Raw genomic sequence first — 21,202 nt, 5'->3', positions numbered from 1 at the left:
GATCAAGTTTACGACACAGTATGAATGATATATAATATATTTATAAAATATTTTATAAATATATTATAAAATATAATTTACATTTAAAGTATATATAAAATGATTTACATATAAAATATCTTACATTTAAAATATAATATTTTAAAAATATGTTATCTCTAAATTATGTTATCTAAACTTGTTTTCTATTTTCCTTCTATCAGGTCTGCTCAGGAAGGGTCTCAAGCCCCTGTCTTTTTCGATATTCGTTTATTGCGCTGTGGATTGCTTCCCTTGAAAGAACCGAACACTCTAGCTTTCCTGGAGGTAGGCCTTCGAGAGCCTCAGCGACAGCCTCGTTTGTAAGTTCCCAGGCTTCCTTTAGAGTTTTACCTTTTATCAGTTCGGTTGCCATGCTGCTGGACGCAATTGCTGCCGCACACCCGAAGGTCTTAAATTTCGCATCTTCAACTCGATCGTCCTGAATTTTCAGGAAAATTTTCATGTGGTCTCCATGTGGATTTCCTGCTTCTCCTATTCCGTCAGCGTCCTCAATTTCGCCTACGTTTCTCGGGTTCATGAAATGATCCATTACTTTTTTATTGTACACAAAACTCCCCCTGTTTTCACATTCCTACCCTGTTTTCACATTCCTACCCTGTTTTCACATTCCTACCCTGTTTTCCATTCCTATACACTTTCGATTCACTTCTTACAGGCGTTTTCGGATTTATAGAAAGGAGACATAGTCCTGAGCTTTTCAACGGTCTCAGGCAAGACCTCAAGTACATAATCAATATCTTCTTCAGAATTATCGTCCCCAAGGGTCAGTCGAAGGGAACCCTGAGCTATTTCCGGAGTCAGCCCTATTGATCTGAGCACATGTGAGGGATCAGGAGAACCTGAAGAACATGCACTTCCTGTGGAACTGCAGATCCCCATTTCGTCAAGCATGAGAAGCAGAGATTCGCCTTCTATGTATTCAAAACTGAAATTCAGGTTGTCCAAAAGGCGCTTTTCCGGGTGTCCGTTAAGCCTGCAGTCCGGAATTTTCAGGACTCCTGCAAGGAGACGGTCTCTCAGTCTCTTCATTTTCTCATTATGCCTCTCAAGATTTCCTGTTGCAAGTTCTATTGCTTTTCCCAATCCTACAATACCTGCGACATTTTCGGTTCCTGCTCGCTTTTTGCGCTCCTGGCCGCCCCCATGCATATAATTGTCGATTTCTGTCCCTTCTCGCAGATAAAGAGCTCCTATTCCTTTGGGTCCATAGAACTTGTGAGAAGAAAGAGAAAGCATGTCAACGTTCCTTTCTTTCTTTTCCATCTCAATGGGAATTTTACCAATTACCTGAACAGCATCGGTATGGAAAGGAATCTCATACTCTCTTGCAATCTCACCTATCTCATGAATAGGTTCTATTGTCCCGATCTCATTATTTGCATACATCACCGAGATCAGGATAGTATCATCTCTAATTGCGGCCTCAACCTCTGCAGGGTCTACAAGCCCATAACTGTCTACAGGCATGTAAGTCACATCAAAACCCAGAGTCTCCATGTACTTACAGGGATAGAGCACTGCATGATGTTCAATTGGTGTGGTAATGATATGTTTTCCTTTCTTTCTCCTGGCAAAAGCCGTTCCCTTGATAGCCCAGTTATCGGACTCAGTTCCTCCGGAGGTAAAATATATTTCCTCAGGATTAGCTCCCAGAGCCTTTGCAAGCTGCTCACGGGCAGTTTCTACTGCCTCTTTACTTTCTCTTCCTATTGAATACAGGGAAGAAGGGTTTCCAAAATGTTCTTTCAAAAAAGGCAGCATAGCTTCAACCACTTCAGGTTTTGTGGAGGTAGTGGCTGCGTGGTCCATGTAAACAAAGCGCTTTTCTCCCATTAGAACCCCGTTATTAAGATAGGGACTTACGCAATATGAATTTATTGCACAATTGGACTTTATGGAGTTCTTCCTCGCAAGGCTTTTAAAACGGTTTCATAAGACCGGCAGGAAGTAGCTATGAGCCTAATCAATGCAGTTAGCAGACTTGCAAATAACCCTGTTTTTGCTATGTTTCTTTCTTTTTAAAGAAAAAATTATATATATACGAGTTTTGTAGTCCCATTCCAATAAGGGAGGGAAAAACAACTTTGCTAAAACAATTCTCAATTATTCTGAGCATTTATTTCCTGGGCGAACTGATACAAAAAGCTTTAGGGCTACCAGTTCCGGGCAATGTCCTTGGAATGCTCATTCTTTTCTTTAGCCTGTGTACAGGCGTAATTAAACTCAATATGATAGACAAAATAAGTGATTTTTTGCTAGAGAATATGGCTTTTTTCTTTCTTCCCGCAGGCGCTAGCCTTATAACCTGTTTTGCCCTGCTTGAAGGAAAATTAACTGCTATTCTTGCAGTTTCCCTTATTTCTACTTTTATTATACTAGCTGTAACAGGGCTTACTGTGGAACTTGTTCAAAGGTTCCTGGGGAAAAAATCGTCAAAAGAAGCTCGAAGCATAGAAAATGAAGACGATAAAAGTAATAAAAACGGATCTGGGACAAAAACAAAAAAAGCATACGCCCACGAGAACGGAACAAAAGAGGTGAGCTGAAGTTGCAGACCGATTTTTTGAGTGGTTTTATCAATATGCCCCTGTTTGGAATTTTACTCTCTTTAATAGCTTTCCAGGCAGGCACACTATTATATAAGAAGACTCAGCTCTCGATTTTTAACCCACTGCTTGTAGCTTCTGTACTTGTAATGGTATTCCTTCTCATCTTTGGAATCAATTATGAGACTTACAACCTTGGAGGAAACTATATTTCTTTCTTCCTCGGACCTGCAACTGTAGTTCTTGCAGTTCCTCTCTACAAAAAAATCCGGCTCTTGAAAAGTAATGCTCTTCCTATCCTTGCAGGAATAACTGCAGGTTGCATAGCCGGAATCTCAAGTATTCTTGCTCTTTCCAGCCTATTAGGACTTGACGATACCATAAGCAGGTCTCTTGCTCCCAAATCCGTAACTACTCCTATAGGAATTGAAATTTCAAGACAGATAGGCGGCCTGCCTGCAATAACAGTGGCTGCAATCGTATTTACCGGAATAATAGGTGCTATTTTGGGTCCGTTTATCTGCCGATGCTTTAGAATAAAAGATAAAGTTGCAGTCGGTGTCGCAATAGGCACGGCATCTCATGCACTTGGAACAACAAGAGCAATAGAACTTGGAGAAACCGAAGGGGCAATGAGTGGACTTGCAATAGGGATAGCAGGCTTGATTACGGTTTTTCTGGCTCCCATGCTGCTTTATGTCTTCGGGCTTGTGACTTGAATGACAAATGACTGACGAACAAACGCTTATGACAAAAGCTTGATGATAAAAGCTTGATGATAAAAGCTTGATGATAAAAGCTTGATGATAAAAGCTTGATGATAAAAGCTTGAATGACAAATGACCAATTTCAAATAGGTAAAAAACTTTTGTTTCAGCTCAGATATTAGATAAAAAATTTCTACTTAAATGAAATTTCTATTTCAGATGCAAATATTAAATAAAAATTCAAGTTTGGGGCAAAGTGTTACCTATAAATATTACACTTTACCCGATTTAAATGGGTTTTTCCAGGTCATCGAAAATTAGTGTACATTCTCATCTGCCACTGGCCATTTTGTATCTTTTTTCTTATAATTCCTTTTGCCATTTCCACATAGATTCCTCTTATCTGTGGTATGAGCATGGAAAGCCCTATTATATCAGACAGAAAACCCGGAGTTAGAAGAGCAAAACTTCCAACTAACACAAAAAACCCATGCAGAAGTTCGTTTCCGGGCATATATCCCCTGCTTGTTGCTTCCTGAATCTCGCGGAGCACGCGGAAACCCTGGGATTTTGCAAGGTAAGCACCCAGGCTTGCGGTTATCAGGATAATGAGTACGGTGTTTAAGGCCCCAATCATTCCACCGATCTTAATGAGCAGATAAAGCTCGATAATGGGGATGAGGAGGAAAATCGAGAAGAGTTTAAAAAACATGCTAATCATTTTCGGGATTTTAAATCTTTATATCTTTGTTGTTGCTAATAGTACTTATTAACACTTTAGTACACGTTAGTAATAGTTAAAGTAAGCTTTTAAATTTTGATCTACATTATTTTGATCTACATTATTTTGATCTACATTATTTTGATCTACATTATTTTGATCTACCTACCTTATTGAGATCACATTTTCTTACTTTTACCTTTTTGAAATCGGATTTACCTAATTTAAAAACTATTTTCTCTAAGGTCTATTTATTTCCATCTCCTCTCAATTTTTCTGCTAAATCTTTCTTTTCATTTGAAAACAATAATTATTTTGTTTTTATAAATGACTGCTTATTTTTTTGATTTTTCCTGCCTTAACAAAATTATTTCTGTCCTGCAAAGTTTGTTTATGTCAGAGAAGTGCTGTTACTTTGAGAGGGAACCATTTTATTTAACGATAATAAGGGATAGTCTGTTATATGATTGCTATAATATTATGTTCGTGATATAACGCACTGTTGAATGAAATAATATTATACCGAAGATTGTGCGCAATACTAGCGCACTAATATATTCTATAAAACGCAAAATATACTCCGGATGTTACAAAGATAGTTACACTATCCCCTAAAAGAGTGTTTGTTTTTCTGAGGTGCCGGATATATGGACTTCGATGCAATTGATGACTTTGTATATAAAGTTATTGGGACTATAGGATCCGATCAGAAGAATCTGTGTTCTGCAGTTGATTTTACCCTGGATCTTGCGGAAAAAAAGTCATTGTCCCCCAATGATTTGCTTGACCTTTCAAATGCCTGTAAGCAGCAGAAGATGGCCATGGAAGAATATGTTTTCGCAAAGGCCTGTTACATAAAAGCTTCCGGAAAGCTCCGTGAAGAAGCCTGTTTTGTGCTGGGCACTGCAGCGCATATTCTGGGTTTTTCCCTTGAAGCTGAGGCAAGCTATCTGGAGGCTCTAAAAGAAAGTCCAGAGAATGAAGATGTGAGGTGTGCCTATGCCGAACTTCTTTTAGAGCTTGGAAGGATAGGAGCTGCTGACAAGGAATATAAAAAGGTACTTGAAGCTTCTCCAGAACATGCAAAAGCGAATGCAGGATATGCTTACCTTCTGACTGAGTATGGATACGTAAGGGAAGCCGAAGAGCACTACTCAAAAGCACTTAAGGCGAATCCTGACTATGTTCCTGCCAGAGGTGGATATGCAAATCTGTTATTTGAGTTGGGAAGGCTCAGGGACGCGGAAAAGGAGTACAAGCTTGCAATAGAACTGGACCCTGAAGATCCGAGTCTTCACCATAACTTCGGAGTTTTACTTTCTTTCCTGGGGCGCTCTTCAGAAGCCGAGATTGAGTACAGAAAAACTCTTTCTCTTAATCCGAGGCATAGACGGACCCTTTTTAACTACGGAAATCTCCTTGCAAGAGAAGGCAGGGTTTCAGAAGCCGAAGCGAACTATATGGAAGCTCTTGCCCTCGATCAGAACGATGCAAAAGTCCATTCAAATTACGCAAATCTTTTAGCCCGCTTCGGGAGAAGGTATGAAGCTGAAATGGAATACAAGAAAGCGCTCAGTCTGGATCCAGAGAGTGCAGAAGGACACTACAGTTACGGAAACCTTCTTTCGGAAATCGGGCGCTTTGAAGAGGCTCAGAACCAGTATGAGAAGGCTCTTGCCCTGAACCCCTATTATCCCCCTATTCACTACAGTTACGGTCTTCTTATGAGAAAGATGGGACGTTTTGACGAAGCCAAAAAGGAATATACGAAGGCCATGCAGCTAGATCCGGATATAGGAAGCAAAATGACCGAAACCTGGATTATTCTGGACTAAAAGAAAAAGTTCGGAACTTATCAATGTTTCCCTAACTTGTTTCTAATAAAACAACATCCAACCCCGGCATTTTCTTTTCTATTTCTCATTGATTCCCTGAACATTGACTGACATATCAAAATAAACTATATGAGTTTTCAGGGAAAATTAATTGTTAACAAGGAGTAAACTTTCTCTTCAGGTAGTTTCTTTTCGGGTAGACTCTCTTTTGTTCTTACTACTTTCCAAAGACGAAAAGTTTAATCTCTTCTTTTTCAAATAGTACAAAAGCCGCCGCATTTCCTAGTCCAACATAGTCAGGACAGGAAAAAAGGGAGAGCAGTTTTCCGTCAAACCACCACCTGTATCCATCCTCAAGGGCTGTGTGACCTCTTATAATTCTTTTCAGGTTATTTGTATGTAGAAAGCCATCTACAATATCTGGCCCGAATTCTTTTACAGTCGAACCTCGGGTTGAAGCAGTGAGTCCGGGACGCTTGGAAGGATCGTTCCATAAATAGGGAAAAGCAAAGTCTTCTTCCTTTCTGATATCCTCAATGCTGCCTGTTCCGTTAATCCCACCGTGCACGCAAAATGTATTTCCCGAAAGTACAGCTGCTATCGGCATTTTATCATATGTCCGGCTGACACTTGAAAGAAAATTCCGATCAAAACCGATTTCTTCAAAATAACCGTAATAGAGGTTCATATCTACAGTTTCGTGATTTCCCCTGAGCAGGAAAATATGCTCGGGATCTTCAAGCTTCAACCTGAAAAGGTTTATCAGGACTTCGGTACCCTGGGGTCCTCTGTCCACATAATCCCCGAGGAAAAGAATGTTCTCACAGTTCATTTCTTGTCTTTTTCCTAGTATGAACTCAAGAGCCTCAAGGTCCCCGTGAATATCCCCTATTACCATTACTGGCTCGGCATCAATTCGAAGCACGGCAGGTTCCGACTCCAAAACACGGTCTATTCCAGGAAGAAGAAGAAGCAGTTCTTCTTTTGCGGCAATTTTTCTGGAGATCTTTCCTGACACCACCGGCTCACCTCTGTCCAATAGATCCTCTTAAGGATCCGATCCGAAACTTTCATATGGCTTTCTTATGGAAGCTGATCTGAAAACTTTCTGTATATACAGGGAATTTTTGTGCGATAAATATTTCCAGGCCTCAACAATAAATCTTTCATGTACCCTTATAATGTCAAATTCCCAGTTTTTGTTTGTGATAGCAGGCTTATAGTGTAGTAGCTGTATAGTTGTAGTAGCTGTATTAATGTAGCAGGCGTATAGTGTAGCAGCTGTATAGTGTTAAAGTCTAAAATCGAGTATAATAAAATTAATATTTTAAGTAGTTAAAGTTCAGGCAATTAAAAATTCAGACAACTGGAGTTCAGAGAACAAAAAATTCAGGCAACTAAAAGTCAGAGTACAAAAAGTCCAGATAACAGAAAGTTTAGGCAATTTAAAATTATAAATTATGCCTACTTTAAAAAACGAATCATTATCTCGACAGGAGGCAGATGTATGGAACTTGATATCAATGAACAGGACCCTGAAGACATGGATCTTACAGACGCTGTGCTTGAGTATGATGATATTGTCTCTGCAATCTCAATTCTGGAAAAACGCAGAGAGGAGTTGAGAACTCATATCCTTAGTACCCTGACAGAAAAAGATATCGATTTATTGAGAGTCGGAGATGTGGAACTCAAGCGGCAGAAGGTTGAATGGAAACTCTGGCGTATCAACAGGTTAAAACCATATCTTATGAAGAAAGATCTCTGGGATATAGTCGAATCAGTTGATCGAAAGACTCTCAGCAGATTAATAGAAAAAGGAATCCTGACCGAAGAAGAACTGCAGGGTACATATGACGTAGAAACTCGATACAGTTTACACGTAAAAAGGGCTTGAGTAACAAGTGAGAAGTGAGTTCATAGAAATTGAACTGCGATATAGTAAAATCTGAATGAACTGGAAATCCTTCAGGTGAAGACTCCAGAGGGAATAATCTTTTTCATTCTCTCTTTTTCATTTTCTCTTTTTCATCTTCTCTTTTTCATCTTCTCTTTTTCATCTTCTCTTTTTCATCTTCTTTTTTTCATCTTCTTTTTTTCATTCTCTCTTTTTCATTCTCTCTTTTTCATTCTCTCTTTTTCATTCTCTCTTTTTCATTCTCACTTTTCTGAATTTCAAGTATTGATCACTTTTCCAATATTTTATACTATTACATTTTTAAAGCTCATCCTCTCGTGTTAGTATGGCAGTAAGACGGCCAACTATTTATGTTCAGCCGAATAGAATCTCTTTATAGGTAAATTTCAGGAGGTTTTTAGACATGGAGATTGATGCTGTAAACGAGCTGGTTTTTCGTGTAATCGAACAAGTTGCGGCTGATAACTGTGACTTTGATAAGGTCATTGAGTTTGTCGTTTCCTTCTCAGATGAGCATTCGCTTTCCCAGGAAATCCTGCTGAAACTTTCATCTATTTTTGATAAAGATTCAATGTACAGGGAGAAGTATGTAGTTACCAGAGCCTGTGCTTTGCTATTCTCTGGAAAAGCTCGGGAAGATGCCCTTATGGAGGCAGGAAAAACAGCTTTTTTATTAGGACAAGATGGACTTGCTGTACGGGAATTCAAAGAAATTCTCCAGCAGAATTCCAGAAATGTCGACGCGCTTTGCGAGTATGGAGCAGTTCTGGTGAAGGAAGGCAAAAACGATGCAGCACGTGTTCAATATGAAAAGGTCCTGGAAATCAATCCTTTCCACGTAGATACGCTTTGCAAATATGGCTGCCTGCTTCAGAAGCTCGAAAAACTGGATGAGGCCGAAGAAGTATATAGCCGAGCTTTGATTCTTGACCAGGAAAATGTGAATGCCCACTGTGGGTACGGGACTCTACTTTCCAAACGCGGGCAATTTACCGAAGCAAGTTATCATTATACCAGGGCACTTGAGCTTGAGCCTGGCCATGTGGAATCCAATTTTCGCTATGCTCGTCTCCTTGAAGAAAAAGGAGAACCGCTTGATGCTGAGAAACATTATATAGTAGCCCTCAAAGCCGATCCGGATGATCCACGCCCGCACATTTTCTATGCCCGTTTGCTTGCAGAACATGGTTTTATTCACGGGGCAAGAGTGCACTTCAGGTGTGCTCTTAAAGTAAACCCTGAGGATGTTGAAGTTCATTGTGAGTATGCCAGACTGCTTGCCAGATTCGGGCACAGGCACGAAGCCGAGGTACAGTACAAAAAAGCCCTTGAGCTTGACCCCGGACATTTCAGTACCCTGAACGGATATGCGGATTTACTAAAAGAAAAAGGGAAGTATGCAGCAGCCGAAGAGATTTACAGGCAGGCCGAGTTCTTTAAACGGAGTGCCTGATAAAAGAATGACTGATAAAAGAATGATTGATACCGGAGTGCTTGGAAACCGATTAGTACAGCCTGATCGGTTCAATTCCCATTTTTTCCATCAGGCAGGCAGGGATATCGAGTACCTCGAGAGCCGAATCTATAATAATCCCATCGGAAGTTGCCAAAACTATCTTTTTTTCCGAACTTCCTCCTTCAGTTTTCAGCTCGAAGTCCGCGGCTTTTGAAGTTCTTGCCTCGCCTGAAATTCCGTATTCTTTCATTTTGTGACGGATGAAGCCTGCAAGCTCCCCGCTTCTGCTGATCTGGGCGTCAAGAAGAAAAATAACTGATTTTGGACCTGTTTTGGAGAGAAACTTGAGGACTGCATTGAGGGCTTCCTCGATATCTTCGGCTTGTTTTGCCTTGCTGAAATAGTAGCGGGTGTCCCTTATGTACCCGTCATCACAGAACCACATGGGTTCTTTTTTTAGTAGACTATCCACACTAAGAAGGACATTATATCCGTCAAGGAGAAGATCTCTATCTTTTATGCCTGTGCATTCCATTTTTTTGTTTATTCTGGAAACTATCCTGTCCGGGGGCATAATTACTCTTGTGAGAATATGTCGTTCTTCCAGGCTGAGCTGGAAGTGGTCAGCCACGAAACGAACGGTCGCAAATTTCGGATAGCCCCACCGGAGTATGCTCCGGATATCTCGTGCAGGTTTGAGTAATTTTTCTTTGAGTAACTCATCTTTCAGGCAGGGACCGGAAAGATCGGCTGAACTTACATGCAGATCTCTCATTGATGGTTTTCTCCTTTTGGGAAGGGAGTTCTTTAAATGAGTGAATATATATGTTATATATACGTGTTTGCGGAAATAAAAATACTAATGTGATCTCAGACTGTCGGTTAGCTTCTTTGATTTTTACTTAGGTTCTGTTCAATTTATCTCAGTTTTCAGCTGTGAGCCAGCTTACGGTTCCGGCTGGAGGGTTTACTATGGAAATATTATGGCTGGCTCAGGAAGAAGTAACAAGTGTTATGGATATGAGTTCTGATATGCAGGTAGTAGAAAGGGCTTTCAGGCAGCATGGTCTTGGTAGGGTCCAGATGCCTCCAAAGTCCTATCTTTACTATACAGCGTATAACGGGGACCTGCGGACAATGCCTGCATATCTTGAAGAGGAGAACATTACTGGTGTGAAAATCGTAAACGTCCACCCAGGAAACCCAGCTCGTGGGCTTCCCACGGTAATGGCACTTATTGTCCTTATTTCTCCGGAGACAGGTGCTCCTGTAGCAATTATGGACGGGACCTACCTGACTGATGTCAGGACCGGAGCTGCAGGAGGAATTGCCGCAAAATACCTTGCAAGGAAGGACTCAAAGATCATAGGCCTTGTTGGGACCGGAAACCAGGCAAAGACCCAGCTTGAGGCTCTTTGCGAGGTTTTCCAGCCTGAACTGGTAAGGGTCACTTCCAGGACAAAGGAAAGCTCTGAACAGTTTATCCGGGAAATGGCAGATATTACTCCCTGTGAAATCCGTTACGAAGAAAACATTGAGAAGGTCTGCGACTGCGATATCCTTGTTACGACCACTCCTACTAGAAAACCAATCGTAAAGGCCCAGTGGATCAAAGAAGGTACCCACATAAACGCAATCGGGGCTGATGCAGTAGGAAAAGAAGAGCTTGACCCCGAACTTTTACTCCGATCCAAAATAATTGTGGATGATATTGTCCAGGCCCTTCACTCCGGAGAAGTAAACGTTCCTCTGTCCAAGCACTACATTTCGGAAAACGATATCCATGCCGAACTCGGTGAAGTAATTGTCGGCCTGAAACCCGGCAGGACAAATGACGAAGAAATTACGATCTTCGATTCAACAGGCCTTGCCATTCAGGATGTTGCAAGCGCACACCTGGTTTATGAGAGGGCTGTCAGTAAAGGGCTCGGCAAGCAAGTTCTTATGTTCTGAAACCCGAGTCCCGTCTCGGGAGGACGGGGCCGTTTCGCTCACGTAGTTCGCTCAAGCGGATTAATTTGTGAATAAATAAGTTTCATTTGCCGAGTTCCGTCACCCGAGTTCCGTCTCGGGAGGACGGGGCCGTTTCGCTCACTTCGCTCGCTCAAGCGGATTAATTTGTGAATAAATAAGTTTCACTTGCCGAGTCCCGTCTCGGGAGGACGGGGACCTTTTCGCTTCGCTCAAGAGGTCTGAATTATAATGAAGATACTAAGCTGAGCCAAGAGGACTGATTTACGGGTTTAGTTATGAGTGGCGCTCAAGGGGATTAATTAGGGCAAGAAAGGCTATATTTTCGATTCGCTCAAGAAAGCTGATTTACCTGAAATTAATTTCGGGCTACGTAGCAACGTAGTCAAACGGCACAAAGCGATCTATTTTGAAAATGTTTGGCAGCAAGCTTTTTAACAAAAACTTAATCAAAAACGACTTGGCAGAATTGTCAAGCGTTTTAACACTTGAGGGCCAACGTTTGGATTTGCTGACCTTATCCCTAAACCCTATCAGCGTGATCAACCGGCGCAACGGTTGCGGGTCAACGATTGCGGCACAATAGTTGCGCGAGGAGACAATTTCAGGTAAAATATTTCTTTTCGTCCGGCAAGCGGACTAATTTTTAGAGTTAAGGCTGTTCGCGGTTTCAATGTCTTTGGTAGCTATAAAGATCATACGGACTAAAACTAGAACTGCACCGGCCAGAAGTAGCGAACATAGGAAAAGCAAGGTTATTTTCCAGTGATTTATATCTTTTTACTAGTTTTAAAATCCGAACGGAAAATTCCCTAATACGATAGTTGGTATAATTAGTTAAAATCACTGAAAATAGAGAATATGGAAAAAATAACACAGGTATTCATTCCTGTTTAGAGGAAGGGAAGTTTAACATAAATCTTCAAACTCGAAACTACAATAGAACAAATTCACAACACATAAATAACTGGCAATAAACCATTCATAACTGGCAATAAACCACTTATTAGTTGGTGGTTTCTGGAGACCGGTTATACCCCTAGCAAATACTGTACTTTGTCCCAAATATTCCAGGTTTTTATTTCCGACTATTCTCAATGTTCTCCTGAAACCACTCAATACTTTTTTTGCGTTCAGTATTTTTACATACAATACCTTTTTTACACACAATACTTTTTCTAAAAAGTTTAATCAGGTTCTCTGCCCTGTACACCTGAATGTTCTGACGCCTGCAATTTTCATATCTCTTTTCAGATTCCTATTATTTCGTAAACTTTTTCCATGTCAAGGTTCTGCTCAACTACATTTGCAAGTTCTTCGTAGGCATCATTTTCGGTCATGACGTTTTCAGGGCTGTACTCAAGTCCTTTTTTCTCGTAGAGATACCGCATAAAGGCATCCCTTATATTTTTATTGTCGAAGAGCCCATGCAGGTAAGTTCCGATTACCAGACCTGTCTCATCGATTGCACCATCATTTCCGAAGATGTTACGGTTAGAATCAGTTATGCCCATATGGATTTCGTACCCTTTTATTTCTTCTCCGTTTATTGGAGCAAGTATCGGGCCGTAAGCGTTTACCTTTTTCGTGACCTGGATTGTTCTCTTTTTGTATTCTCCGAACTTTGTCCCTATATCCAGAAGTCCCAGACCTTCAAATTCGGCTTCGACTCCGTTTTCAACTCCGGAATCGTAAATTGTCCTGCCAAGCATCTGATAGCCACCGCAGATTCCGAAAACCGGGATTTTTCCCTTGAAGGCCTGGATTTTTTCGGCCATACCGCTTGCCTTAAGATCGAGCAGATCGTTAACCGTATTCTTTGTGCCCGGAATCATAATCGCATCTGGAGTACCGAGGTCTTCATCAAGCTCCACATAGCGAATTTTAGCAGATCCTTCCAGGGGCTCGAAGTCCGTAAAGTTTGAAATTCTTGGCAGGCGAATAACTGCGATCTCGATTTCTTTTTCATTTCTTTCGGCTTCTTTATCTTCAAGTGAGACCGAATCTTCAGAAGGAATGTTAAGCTTGAAATAAGGAAGGACTCCAAGTACCGGAATACCGGTTTTTTCTTCAAGTTGCTTCAGGCCCGGTTTCAGGATTTCCAGATCGCCTCTGAATTTGTTTATAATAAATCCTTTGACATTTTTCCGTACATCTTCTGGAAGAAGTGCAATTGTGCCGTAGAGGCTTGCAAAAACGCCTCCTCTCTCGATATCTCCAACAAGGATTATAGGAGCCTGTGTGAGCCTTGCAGTGCCGATATTTACAATATCCCTTTCGTAGAGGTTAATTTCAGCAGCCCCTCCAGCTCCTTCCATAACAATAATATCATGTTCCTTGCAGAGCCTTCCGAGAGCTCCTTCAAGGACTTCGTTCATTTCTGCAATGGACTCGTAGTACTGGCCTGCACTCCTGTCAGCGTAAGGTTCTCCCAGCAGGATTATTTGGGAAACACAGTCTCCTTTGGGTTTTAAAAGGACGGGATTCATATCGGCAGTAGGCTCGGTGCCTGCAGCTTTTGCCTGGATTGCCTGGGCAATTCCGATTTCCTTTCCGTCTTTTGTAATCCAGGAATTCAGGCTCATGTTCTGAGCCTTGAAGGGGGCAACCCTGTACTCTCTTGAAAGAATTCTGCATATGGCAGTCACAACTGAACTTTTCCCAACATGGGAAGCAGTTCCCAGGATCAAGACGCTTTTCTTTTCCATTTTTACCACACCTTCTGCTCGAACACCTATTTTTAAATTTACTTTTCTAATGTTGTACGTTAGCTGTTATTTTTCTCCTGAGAATGAAAATCAAGTAAAATTGTTTATTTTTAATATTTCTTTTCTTATACTTCAACTAAAGAATAAATACTTTCGGATTCACTGCAGGTTTTGTTTATTTACTTTAAAAATTAGCTGAGTTTCAGGCTTTTACCTTTTTAGCCAAACCTGGAAACATTTTCTCTCCAGCTATATTTCATTTAAATATCACAAACAGCCTTCGTGACAATTAGATTGGGAAAAAAGACAATGAAAACTGCGATTTTTTACTTCTTTTACTTATTATTTCACCCACTCCATCATTTGCAGCAGATAGTTCTCAAGCTAGGGAAAGTTAGTACAGATCTCATAGCTGAACTTGAGCGCTTTAACGGAGATAGGGAGGTCACTGCTGAGACAGAAAAAAGGCTATAAAACCAGAGGCTGACCTAAATCAACACCAAAATTTTTTGAATGATTGGCATCGAGAGTACTCCCAATAACGTAATTACTATTATCTAATTACTTAAGCAGTTAGTTCCACAGTCAGGATAAACAAAGCGAGATACTATTTATAGATAATGAAAAAGTACAGGTAATTTTTTTGTTCTATTTTTCCCCTTTTGCACTTTCAATCAAAATTATTTAATTCAGTAAAAAACGGCAATGCTATTAAAATTATCTTTCTCGTTAAACATTTCAACGTTAACCAATATCTCTTTGAATTTAAAAATTAGCTCCAGTTAATTATATATCGTTTTTGGATGATGTTTACATACCAAAGCATAGCGAACAAAACCTTGTGCGGGAATTCTCATCAACTGATCATTGTATGAGAATCCCATTTTCTTATTTTTTTCAACTTTTTATATATCCAGGTAATCTTTATTTATTTTCAACTCGGACATTACGATCTTTTTTAAACGTTTGCTCTTTTAATAGGTTACATTTGTATGAAATTTTATATAAAGAATATTTTATTCTAAATTTATTTTGTCATCTGGTAATTTTTCAGTTGTGTGTTAATTACCTTTTAATTTACTATGCTATTTTAATTTATTACTTTTCTTAATCTCTAAAGTAAGTGCAGGAAAGGGTGTCATGTAGAGTGTATCTGTAACATATTTTAATTCCTGAATCTCAATACAAATATTTATATTGATTGGCAGATATTTTTAATGTAATGGAAAACAGTAAAGAATATCAGCTTTACCTTGAAGCCCTGGACAATGAAAGATCGGCGTGGGGAAGACGAACGGCAGTAAGGCGACTCTGTGACTGTAAAACCGAAGAGTCTCTATACTACCTGAATGAGCTTATAGTTGATAGATATTTAATTGTTCCTGATTGGCTTAAGAAAATCGCAAGGGAGTATTACGTATCTCTGTGTTTGGAATTTCTCTGATATTAATCTTTTAACGAATTTGGTTTTTTTGGGGCACCTTTCGGAAGATTCACATCTGTTGAGAAGCAGTAACGGATTTGCTGAAAATTAATGATTTGCTGAAAAATTTATCTGTTTACCGATAAGGCTGTAGTAATTTCCTAAGATTTATATGCAATTACCTCAATTCTCTGATGAATCTCAGGAACCAATATGCTTAGCTACAAGCTTACTTTACCCATGAGTTCCCGCTTCTGGTTCCTGTTACGAAAAAAGTTTTTACTAAAATAATTCTCCTTTATTAAAACTCTACTAATCTAATTATTTAATACAGGTGTTTTATAAGCCTTAAACCTCAATTTAACGATAAACCTCAATTTAACGATAATTATTTCAGGACGGATCTAGAAAATGAGCAGGGATACTGGAAAAGCTTTAGGAGGCCCGGCAATAGCCTTGGTGGGCATTGGAGCAATAATAGATATCATTTTATTTTACTTCATGTTCAAGTTTGCTGATGAGGAAAACCTGTTTATGGTTCTCTTAACCGCAGCGTTGATAGGAATTATCGCACTGGTGATTGCTAAAGGTCTTGTTTCCCTATCCAGGCGTAATTATGGAAAATAACTGAATAAATGAGTAACTTTGAAGATTTAGCTGAAATACGATCAAATGATAACTGAGTAATTTTAGAGCTGATCCCAAAACTAATTGTATTTCCATACTATTTCCATACTATTTCCATACTAATAAGAAATTTAGAACCATTCCAGTAATAAGAAATCAATGGCCATCGAATTTAGATTCGGACTTAATTTTGAGTTTTGGGATCAGCTTTTAAATAAAGGTGAAGTGAAATAACTCGAAAATGAAAAAGGGTAATAATTCACCACACCTTAAAACACCATAGTTTCCCGATTATGGAAATTATTTCTTCTACTTTTCTAAATTACGTTCCGCATTCCCAGCCGCTCATGTAACATTCCTGTGTTGGCGTTAGTTCGTCGATGCTTATGCCCATTGACTGAAGTTTCATTTTTGCCACAAAAGTATCAAGTTCCAGAGGTACTTTATGTACTCCGTTAGCAAGCTTATTTTCGGCAATATAACGCACACAGAGGGCCTGGTTTGCAAAACTCATATCCATAACTTCGGCTGGATGGCCGTCACCAGCAGCAAGGTTAACAAGCCTGCCTTCAGCTATGACATTGATACGCCTGTCGCCGAGATCGTATTCTTTTATATTGTGTCTTACGGTTCGGGTGGATTTGGCAAGGGAGGCAAGGGCTTCCATATCGATTTCCACATTGAAGTGGCCGGAATTTGCAAGGATTGCTCCGTCAGGCATGGAATTGAAATGTTCGGCTGTGAGGATGTCACGGTTTCCTGTGGTGGTCACAAAGAGTTCACCTAGTTTTGCAGCATCTGCCATCTTCATGACCCTGTACCCGTCCATCCTGGCTTCAAGAGCTCTTATAGGATCGACTTCGGTAACAATTACATTTGCCCCAAGGCCTGAAGCACGCATTGCAACTCCTCGACCGCACCAGCCGTAGCCTGCAACAACAACGTTTTTGCCTGCTACCAGGAGGTTTGTGGTCCTGTTAATCCCGTCCCAGGCTGACTGGCCTGTCCCGTAACGGTTGTCAAAGAGGTATTTTGTCATGGCATCGTTTACTGCAATTACCGGCATTTTCAGGGCTCCTTCCTTTTCCATCGCATGAAGCCTGTGTACACCGGTTGTTGTCTCTTCGCAGCCGCCAAGAATATTCGGAAGCAGGTCGGTCCTTTCTGTATGCAATTTAAATATAAGGTCTGCCCCGTCATCGATTGTGATATCGGGTTTTATGTCAAGAACCCGGTCGATTGCCTCGTAATATTCCTGGCTTTCGACTCCGTATCTTGCAAAGCAGCTTATATCCTTGCGGGTACCAAGGGCAAGGGACACGTCATCCTGTGTACTGAGAGGGTTGCAGCCGGTAATTGATACCTCTGCACCGCCTGCAGCGAGGGTCTCTACAAGGACTGCGGTTTTTGCTTCCACGTGCAGGGCCATTCCTACCTTCAGCCCTTTAAGGGGTTTTTCCTCCTCGAATTTTTTCCTTACTATGGCAAGTACAGGCATATGATTTCTTGCCCAGTCCATCTTCATGTTTCCGGATTCTATGAGTTCTTTTTCGGTCATATTGATCCCGTAATATCAAATATACAATTGAGTTCGATCTTTATTCTAGCTTCAAACATAAGTGTTTATCTTTTACTCACTCAGGTTACTAATTCAGGCTATATAGCAAAACACTTCCGACATAATTATTTTATTTTAGTTTGTTTTTTATTTTAGTTTGTTTTTTATTTTAGTTGGTTTGATTTTATTTTAGTTTGCTTGATTTTATTTTAGTTTGTTTTATAGATGGCATTTTCAAGCGTTTACCCTTGCAACAAGCTCTTTTGCAGCTTTTTGAGCCTCTTCCATTACCTTCTGCTCGTCCAGGACCAGAACCCTGTAATCGTCCATAAGGACTTTTCCATCTACAATTGTTGTCCTGACATCGCTTCCTTTTGCAGAGTACACCAGGTGAGAAGGAACGTCAAAACATGGAGTAAGATGCGGTTTTTTCATATCTACCACAATAAGGTCCGCTTTCATTCCGACTTTCAACATGCCGGTTTCCGTGCCAAGGGCTTTTGCACCGTTTACCGTACCCATTTGAAGCACCTGCTGCGCAGGAAGGGCAGTAGGGTTGAAAGTATTGACTTTATGCAGAAGAGCAGCCGTTTTCATCTCCTCAAAAAGGTCAAGGTTATTGTTTGAGGCACAGCCGTCAGTGCCAAGACTCACATTAACTCCTTTTTCAAGCATCTTGTTTACAGGAGCAATTCCTGAAGCTAGTTTCATGTTACTTATTACATTATGGGAAACGTTCACTCCTCTCTTCCTCAGAATTTCTATGTCGCCGTCGGAAAGCCAGACACAGTGAGCAGCAAGCACATCCGGCCCTAAAAACCCTATATCTTCCAGGAGATGCACCGAGCATTTTCCGTACCTCTCTTTCATAGCCAGAAGTTCGGCTTCGGTCTCAAGGACATGTATATGGATTCCGGCACCGTCCCTGTTAGCCTCTTCCCTTACCTTTGCAAGAAACTCCTCAGAGCATGTGTTCGGAGCATGAGGCCCATACATTGTTTTTATCCTGCCATCGGCTGCTCCCTGCCATGCCCGAACAAAGCGCTTCCCTTCCTTAAGGTCGACTTCTCCTTTTTCTTCGTTCCAGAGTTCTATGAGCCCGTGGCAGAGTGAAGCCCGAAGCCCTGATGCCTCAACTGCTTTTGCAGTCTCGTCCATATAAAAGTACATATCCGCAAAAGAGGTGGTGCCTGACCTTATCATTTCCAGACAGGCAAGCAGACTGCCTTTATAGACATCTTCTGCGGTCAGCTTTGCCTCAGCAGGCCAGATATGTCCCTCAAGCCAGTCTGCAAGCTGTAAATCATCGGCATAACCCCGGAAAAAGGTCATTGCGGCGTGAGTATGCGTATTTACAAGCCCTGGCATTACCACCGAATGTTTTGCATCAATCACGGTCTCGGCACTTTCACTGGTCTTTTCCCCGATTTCCGTAATCTTTCCGTCTTCAATGACAACAGTCCCGTTTTTGAGGTCTCCTGCATCAGGGTCCATAGTCAGAACGTAAGCATTTTTTACAATTATGTCAGCCATATAATCAGATCCGTCAGGTAATGAACTGAAGCTGTTAGACTATTCTGAATTTAAGAATGCTGTCCAAATTAAAGAAGTACTGGACTTAACAGGTAACTGGGATTAAAAGGTATTGGGATTAAGAGGTTATACTAAAAAAAGTTGTCCTGAGAATTATGTTAAAATCCTGAGAAAAAAGTTTATAAATTTATGAAGAAATAAGAATTCTTAAGAAAACAAGAATCCTTTAGGAAACGAAAATTCTTAAGAAAATGAGAATTCCTTAGAAAATAAAAATCCTTCAGAAAACAGGGTACTTTAGAAAACAAGAATTCTTAAGAAAACAAGAATACTTTAGAAAACAAGAGTTTTTGAAATTCAGACTCTTGAGAAAAATAGGCTTTTTGCAGCATTTGCACTTTACTGCTGGATTTTACTTATTAAAGTCTTAAAGCCTGCTAAGGTCTACTCGAATCTGCTCCTTACTTAGAGTTCCTGCTCATTGATTTCTGCCTCCAGGTTCAGGGCTTCAAGGTAAAGGCGCATAATTTTCAGCCTTTCTTCGGCAATCTTTTTTGCAGCATCGGTATTCAACTTTTCAGGAATTGTGAAAGGTTTGTACTGCATATATTCGTTAAAGCCTTCAATAGGGTCTTCAATGTACACAGTCCTTTTTGAACTCCCTTTGTCCATCCCTGTTGTATGCTTTAACATTCTGAGAGCTCCCATGGAAAGAACAGCCCTGAAAATCCCTACTGCTCCAAGGGCATCAAGCCTGTCAGCGTCCTGTAAAATTCGGGCTTCGAGAGTTTCCGGACTTTCCCCTGCGCTGAAGCGGTGCACTCGGATACAACCAGTAACAGCCTCAATAACCTCTTTTCCGAGTCCTGATTTTGAAAGGAATTCCGATGCGATGTCGGCACTATATATGGCATGATCTCCGCCTTCTTCATGCTCCTTAATAACGCCTACATCATGGAGGAGGGCTGCAAGCTGAAGTACGAACGGATCCCCCCCTTCTTCTTTCTGGATTTTCAGGCAGAGGGCTTCTACTCGATTTATATGAGACATATCGTGGGAACTGGGCTCACCTTCAAGAAAGATAGCTACAAATTCCCTTGTTTTTTCTATCAGATCCATACTCAGTGTTCCAGTTCAAAGGTAGTTATAAACTACCTTATTTTTCTCAGGACACATACTCAGTGTCCCAATTCAAAGGTAGCTACAAATTCCCTTGTTTTTTCTCAGACAATATTCAGTATTCCAGTTCAACAGTCATAGTTTTAAGATATTCCTGGATTTCGGAAATGGCCTCGGAAAGAGCTCTTTTGTTATCATAAGTTGTGATTAATTTTACTAGTTCTTCTTTTCTCTCTTTTTTTAGTTCCACGCCGAGCTTGATCATATTTTCGAGTGCCCGTGTAAGATTGTCAACTATCGAGATTGTAGCCATCCTTGAAGTCCGTGAAAGAGGATTGAGGTCAATGGTTATAACAGTCTTTCCCATTTCTACAAGTTTCTCACACCTATCTCCGTCTTCCAGTGGGACAAGCACGACATCTGCAGAATAGATCCCACGACTTTCTACCAGCCGCCTGGCGTGAGAGAGCTCAAGGCTTGCATCCGGGTTTTTCCCGAGCACTTCAGAAGCTCCGTTGGCTCTGAGTTGTTCTATTATAAGATGAACCCTTGTTTCGGTTCTGTGAAAGAGATTGACTTCAAGTTTTGCCCCTGTAACATCTGCAAGAGCAACAACTTTTTCAGGAGCCAGGGCTGCGACATTGCCGTTTACGGAGATCACAGGGTTCTTTGCCAGAAGCAGTGCAGCAACTGCTGCTCTTTCAGCGTACAGGGCAGACTTAGTGCTTCGTTCGCCTATAAGGTAATCAAAGCTTTCGCCTCTTCCCTGAGAAATTAGTCCCTGAATACTAGTAATTCCCATTTTTACCCCGGCTGTAACCTTTTCACGGGCTATCAGGGACTCATACCTCGGGTGGTCTTTGGGTATCTCGGTCATATTGGTCGCTTACCTTTTTTAATTTACTTACTTTTTTTAATTTACTTACCTTTTTTAATTTACTTACCTTTTTTAATTTACTTTCCTTTTTAAGCTATAGGGAGATTAGCTACGTAGCAATTTTCTACAAGTACTTTTTTCTTTCATTGATCTGTTCAAAA

General features: G+C 40.7%; 18 protein-coding genes. 8 read left to right on the top strand and 10 right to left on the bottom strand.

What is annotated here, in order from left to right:
* Positions 1-199: 199 nt before the first annotated feature.
* Together nifU and nifS are read right to left on the bottom strand one after the other, a co-directional pair.
* Positions 200-589: a Fe-S cluster assembly scaffold protein NifU gene (nifU, locus tag MSBR3_RS00375; RefSeq protein WP_155396600.1), complete on the bottom strand. Its 390-nt coding sequence runs from the start codon at positions 587-589 to the stop codon at positions 200-202.
* 95 nt (positions 590-684) lie between these two features.
* Entirely contained in the window at positions 685-1,875 is a 1,191-nt protein-coding gene (gene nifS / locus MSBR3_RS00370) for a cysteine desulfurase NifS (RefSeq protein ID WP_048105659.1), read from the bottom strand.
* Between the two features lie 251 nt (positions 1,876-2,126).
* On the opposite strand from nifS, the gene MSBR3_RS00365 reads away from it, so the two are divergent.
* On the top strand, positions 2,127-2,588 hold the full coding sequence (locus MSBR3_RS00365) for a CidA/LrgA family protein (protein WP_048105657.1): 462 nt from the start codon (positions 2,127-2,129) through the stop codon (positions 2,586-2,588).
* A gap of 2 nt (positions 2,589-2,590) precedes the next feature.
* Positions 2,591-3,307: an LrgB family protein gene (locus MSBR3_RS00360; RefSeq protein ID WP_048105655.1), complete on the top strand. Its 717-nt coding sequence runs from the start codon at positions 2,591-2,593 to the stop codon at positions 3,305-3,307.
* Between the two features lie 295 nt (positions 3,308-3,602).
* On the opposite strand, the gene MSBR3_RS00355 is transcribed toward MSBR3_RS00360, so the two are convergent.
* Entirely contained in the window at positions 3,603-4,007 is a 405-nt protein-coding gene (locus MSBR3_RS00355) for an FxsA family protein (RefSeq protein ID WP_048105653.1), read from the bottom strand.
* A gap of 656 nt (positions 4,008-4,663) precedes the next feature.
* Here MSBR3_RS00355 and MSBR3_RS00350 point away from each other — a divergent pair.
* Positions 4,664-5,851, top strand: coding sequence for a tetratricopeptide repeat protein (locus MSBR3_RS00350; RefSeq protein ID WP_048105652.1), 1,188 nt, complete (start codon positions 4,664-4,666; stop codon positions 5,849-5,851).
* A 217-nt stretch (positions 5,852-6,068) separates the two neighbouring features.
* On the opposite strand, the gene MSBR3_RS00345 is transcribed toward MSBR3_RS00350, so the two are convergent.
* On the bottom strand, positions 6,069-6,890 hold the full coding sequence (locus MSBR3_RS00345) for a serine/threonine protein phosphatase (protein WP_230627636.1): 822 nt from the start codon (positions 6,888-6,890) through the stop codon (positions 6,069-6,071).
* Positions 6,891-7,358: 468 nt separating this feature from the next.
* Between MSBR3_RS00345 and MSBR3_RS00340 the strand changes: the two genes are divergently transcribed.
* Together MSBR3_RS00340 and MSBR3_RS00335 are read left to right on the top strand one after the other, a co-directional pair.
* Positions 7,359-7,748, top strand: coding sequence for a hypothetical protein (locus MSBR3_RS00340; protein WP_196296981.1), 390 nt, complete (start codon positions 7,359-7,361; stop codon positions 7,746-7,748).
* Positions 7,749-8,172: 424 nt separating this feature from the next.
* Positions 8,173-9,222 (top strand): tetratricopeptide repeat protein, encoded by a 1,050-nt coding sequence (locus MSBR3_RS00335; protein WP_048105650.1) that lies wholly within the window; start codon positions 8,173-8,175, stop codon positions 9,220-9,222.
* Between the two features lie 52 nt (positions 9,223-9,274).
* Here the strand turns inward: MSBR3_RS00335 and MSBR3_RS00330 are convergent, their stop codons facing one another.
* Positions 9,275-10,000, bottom strand: coding sequence for a DUF434 domain-containing protein (locus tag MSBR3_RS00330; RefSeq protein WP_048105648.1), 726 nt, complete (start codon positions 9,998-10,000; stop codon positions 9,275-9,277).
* A 197-nt stretch (positions 10,001-10,197) separates the two neighbouring features.
* Here MSBR3_RS00330 and ala point away from each other — a divergent pair, with 197 nt between their 5' ends.
* On the top strand, positions 10,198-11,178 hold the full coding sequence (gene ala, locus MSBR3_RS00325) for an alanine dehydrogenase (protein WP_048105646.1): 981 nt from the start codon (positions 10,198-10,200) through the stop codon (positions 11,176-11,178).
* A 1,268-nt stretch (positions 11,179-12,446) separates the two neighbouring features.
* Here ala and MSBR3_RS00315 read toward each other — a convergent pair.
* Entirely contained in the window at positions 12,447-13,904 is a 1,458-nt protein-coding gene (locus MSBR3_RS00315; protein WP_048105643.1) for a cobyric acid synthase, read from the bottom strand.
* 1,222 nt (positions 13,905-15,126) lie between these two features.
* Here MSBR3_RS00315 and MSBR3_RS00310 point away from each other — a divergent pair.
* Positions 15,127-15,348, top strand: a complete 222-nt coding sequence (locus MSBR3_RS00310) for a hypothetical protein (protein ID WP_196296980.1) — start codon at positions 15,127-15,129, stop codon at positions 15,346-15,348.
* Between the two features lie 390 nt (positions 15,349-15,738).
* Positions 15,739-15,954, top strand: a complete 216-nt coding sequence (locus MSBR3_RS00305; RefSeq protein WP_048105641.1) for a hypothetical protein — start codon at positions 15,739-15,741, stop codon at positions 15,952-15,954.
* Positions 15,955-16,276: 322 nt separating this feature from the next.
* On the opposite strand, the gene MSBR3_RS00300 is transcribed toward MSBR3_RS00305, so the two are convergent.
* From MSBR3_RS00300 to MSBR3_RS00285, 4 genes are all read right to left on the bottom strand, one after another.
* Positions 16,277-17,512 carry an adenosylhomocysteinase gene (locus MSBR3_RS00300; protein ID WP_048105640.1) on the bottom strand — a complete coding sequence of 412 codons (1,236 nt, stop codon included), beginning with the start codon at positions 17,510-17,512 and terminating at the stop codon, positions 16,277-16,279.
* Between the two features lie 234 nt (positions 17,513-17,746).
* Positions 17,747-19,045, bottom strand: coding sequence for an amidohydrolase family protein (locus tag MSBR3_RS00295; protein ID WP_048105638.1), 1,299 nt, complete (start codon positions 19,043-19,045; stop codon positions 17,747-17,749).
* 465 nt (positions 19,046-19,510) lie between these two features.
* Positions 19,511-20,164: an HD domain-containing protein gene (locus MSBR3_RS00290; RefSeq protein WP_048105637.1), complete on the bottom strand. Its 654-nt coding sequence runs from the start codon at positions 20,162-20,164 to the stop codon at positions 19,511-19,513.
* A 115-nt stretch (positions 20,165-20,279) separates the two neighbouring features.
* The gene (locus MSBR3_RS00285) at positions 20,280-21,041 is read right to left on the bottom strand and encodes a 4-phosphopantoate--beta-alanine ligase (protein WP_048105636.1); all 762 of its coding nucleotides are present in this window, start codon (positions 21,039-21,041) and stop codon (positions 20,280-20,282) included.
* Positions 21,042-21,202 lie beyond the last annotated feature (161 nt).

The organism is Methanosarcina barkeri 3, from assembly GCF_000970305.1.
In the GTDB taxonomy this organism is placed as follows: domain Archaea; phylum Halobacteriota; class Methanosarcinia; order Methanosarcinales; family Methanosarcinaceae; genus Methanosarcina; species Methanosarcina barkeri_A.
Note: the sequence above shows the minus strand (reverse complement) of the source record. Positions and strands in the feature narration are given on the sequence as shown.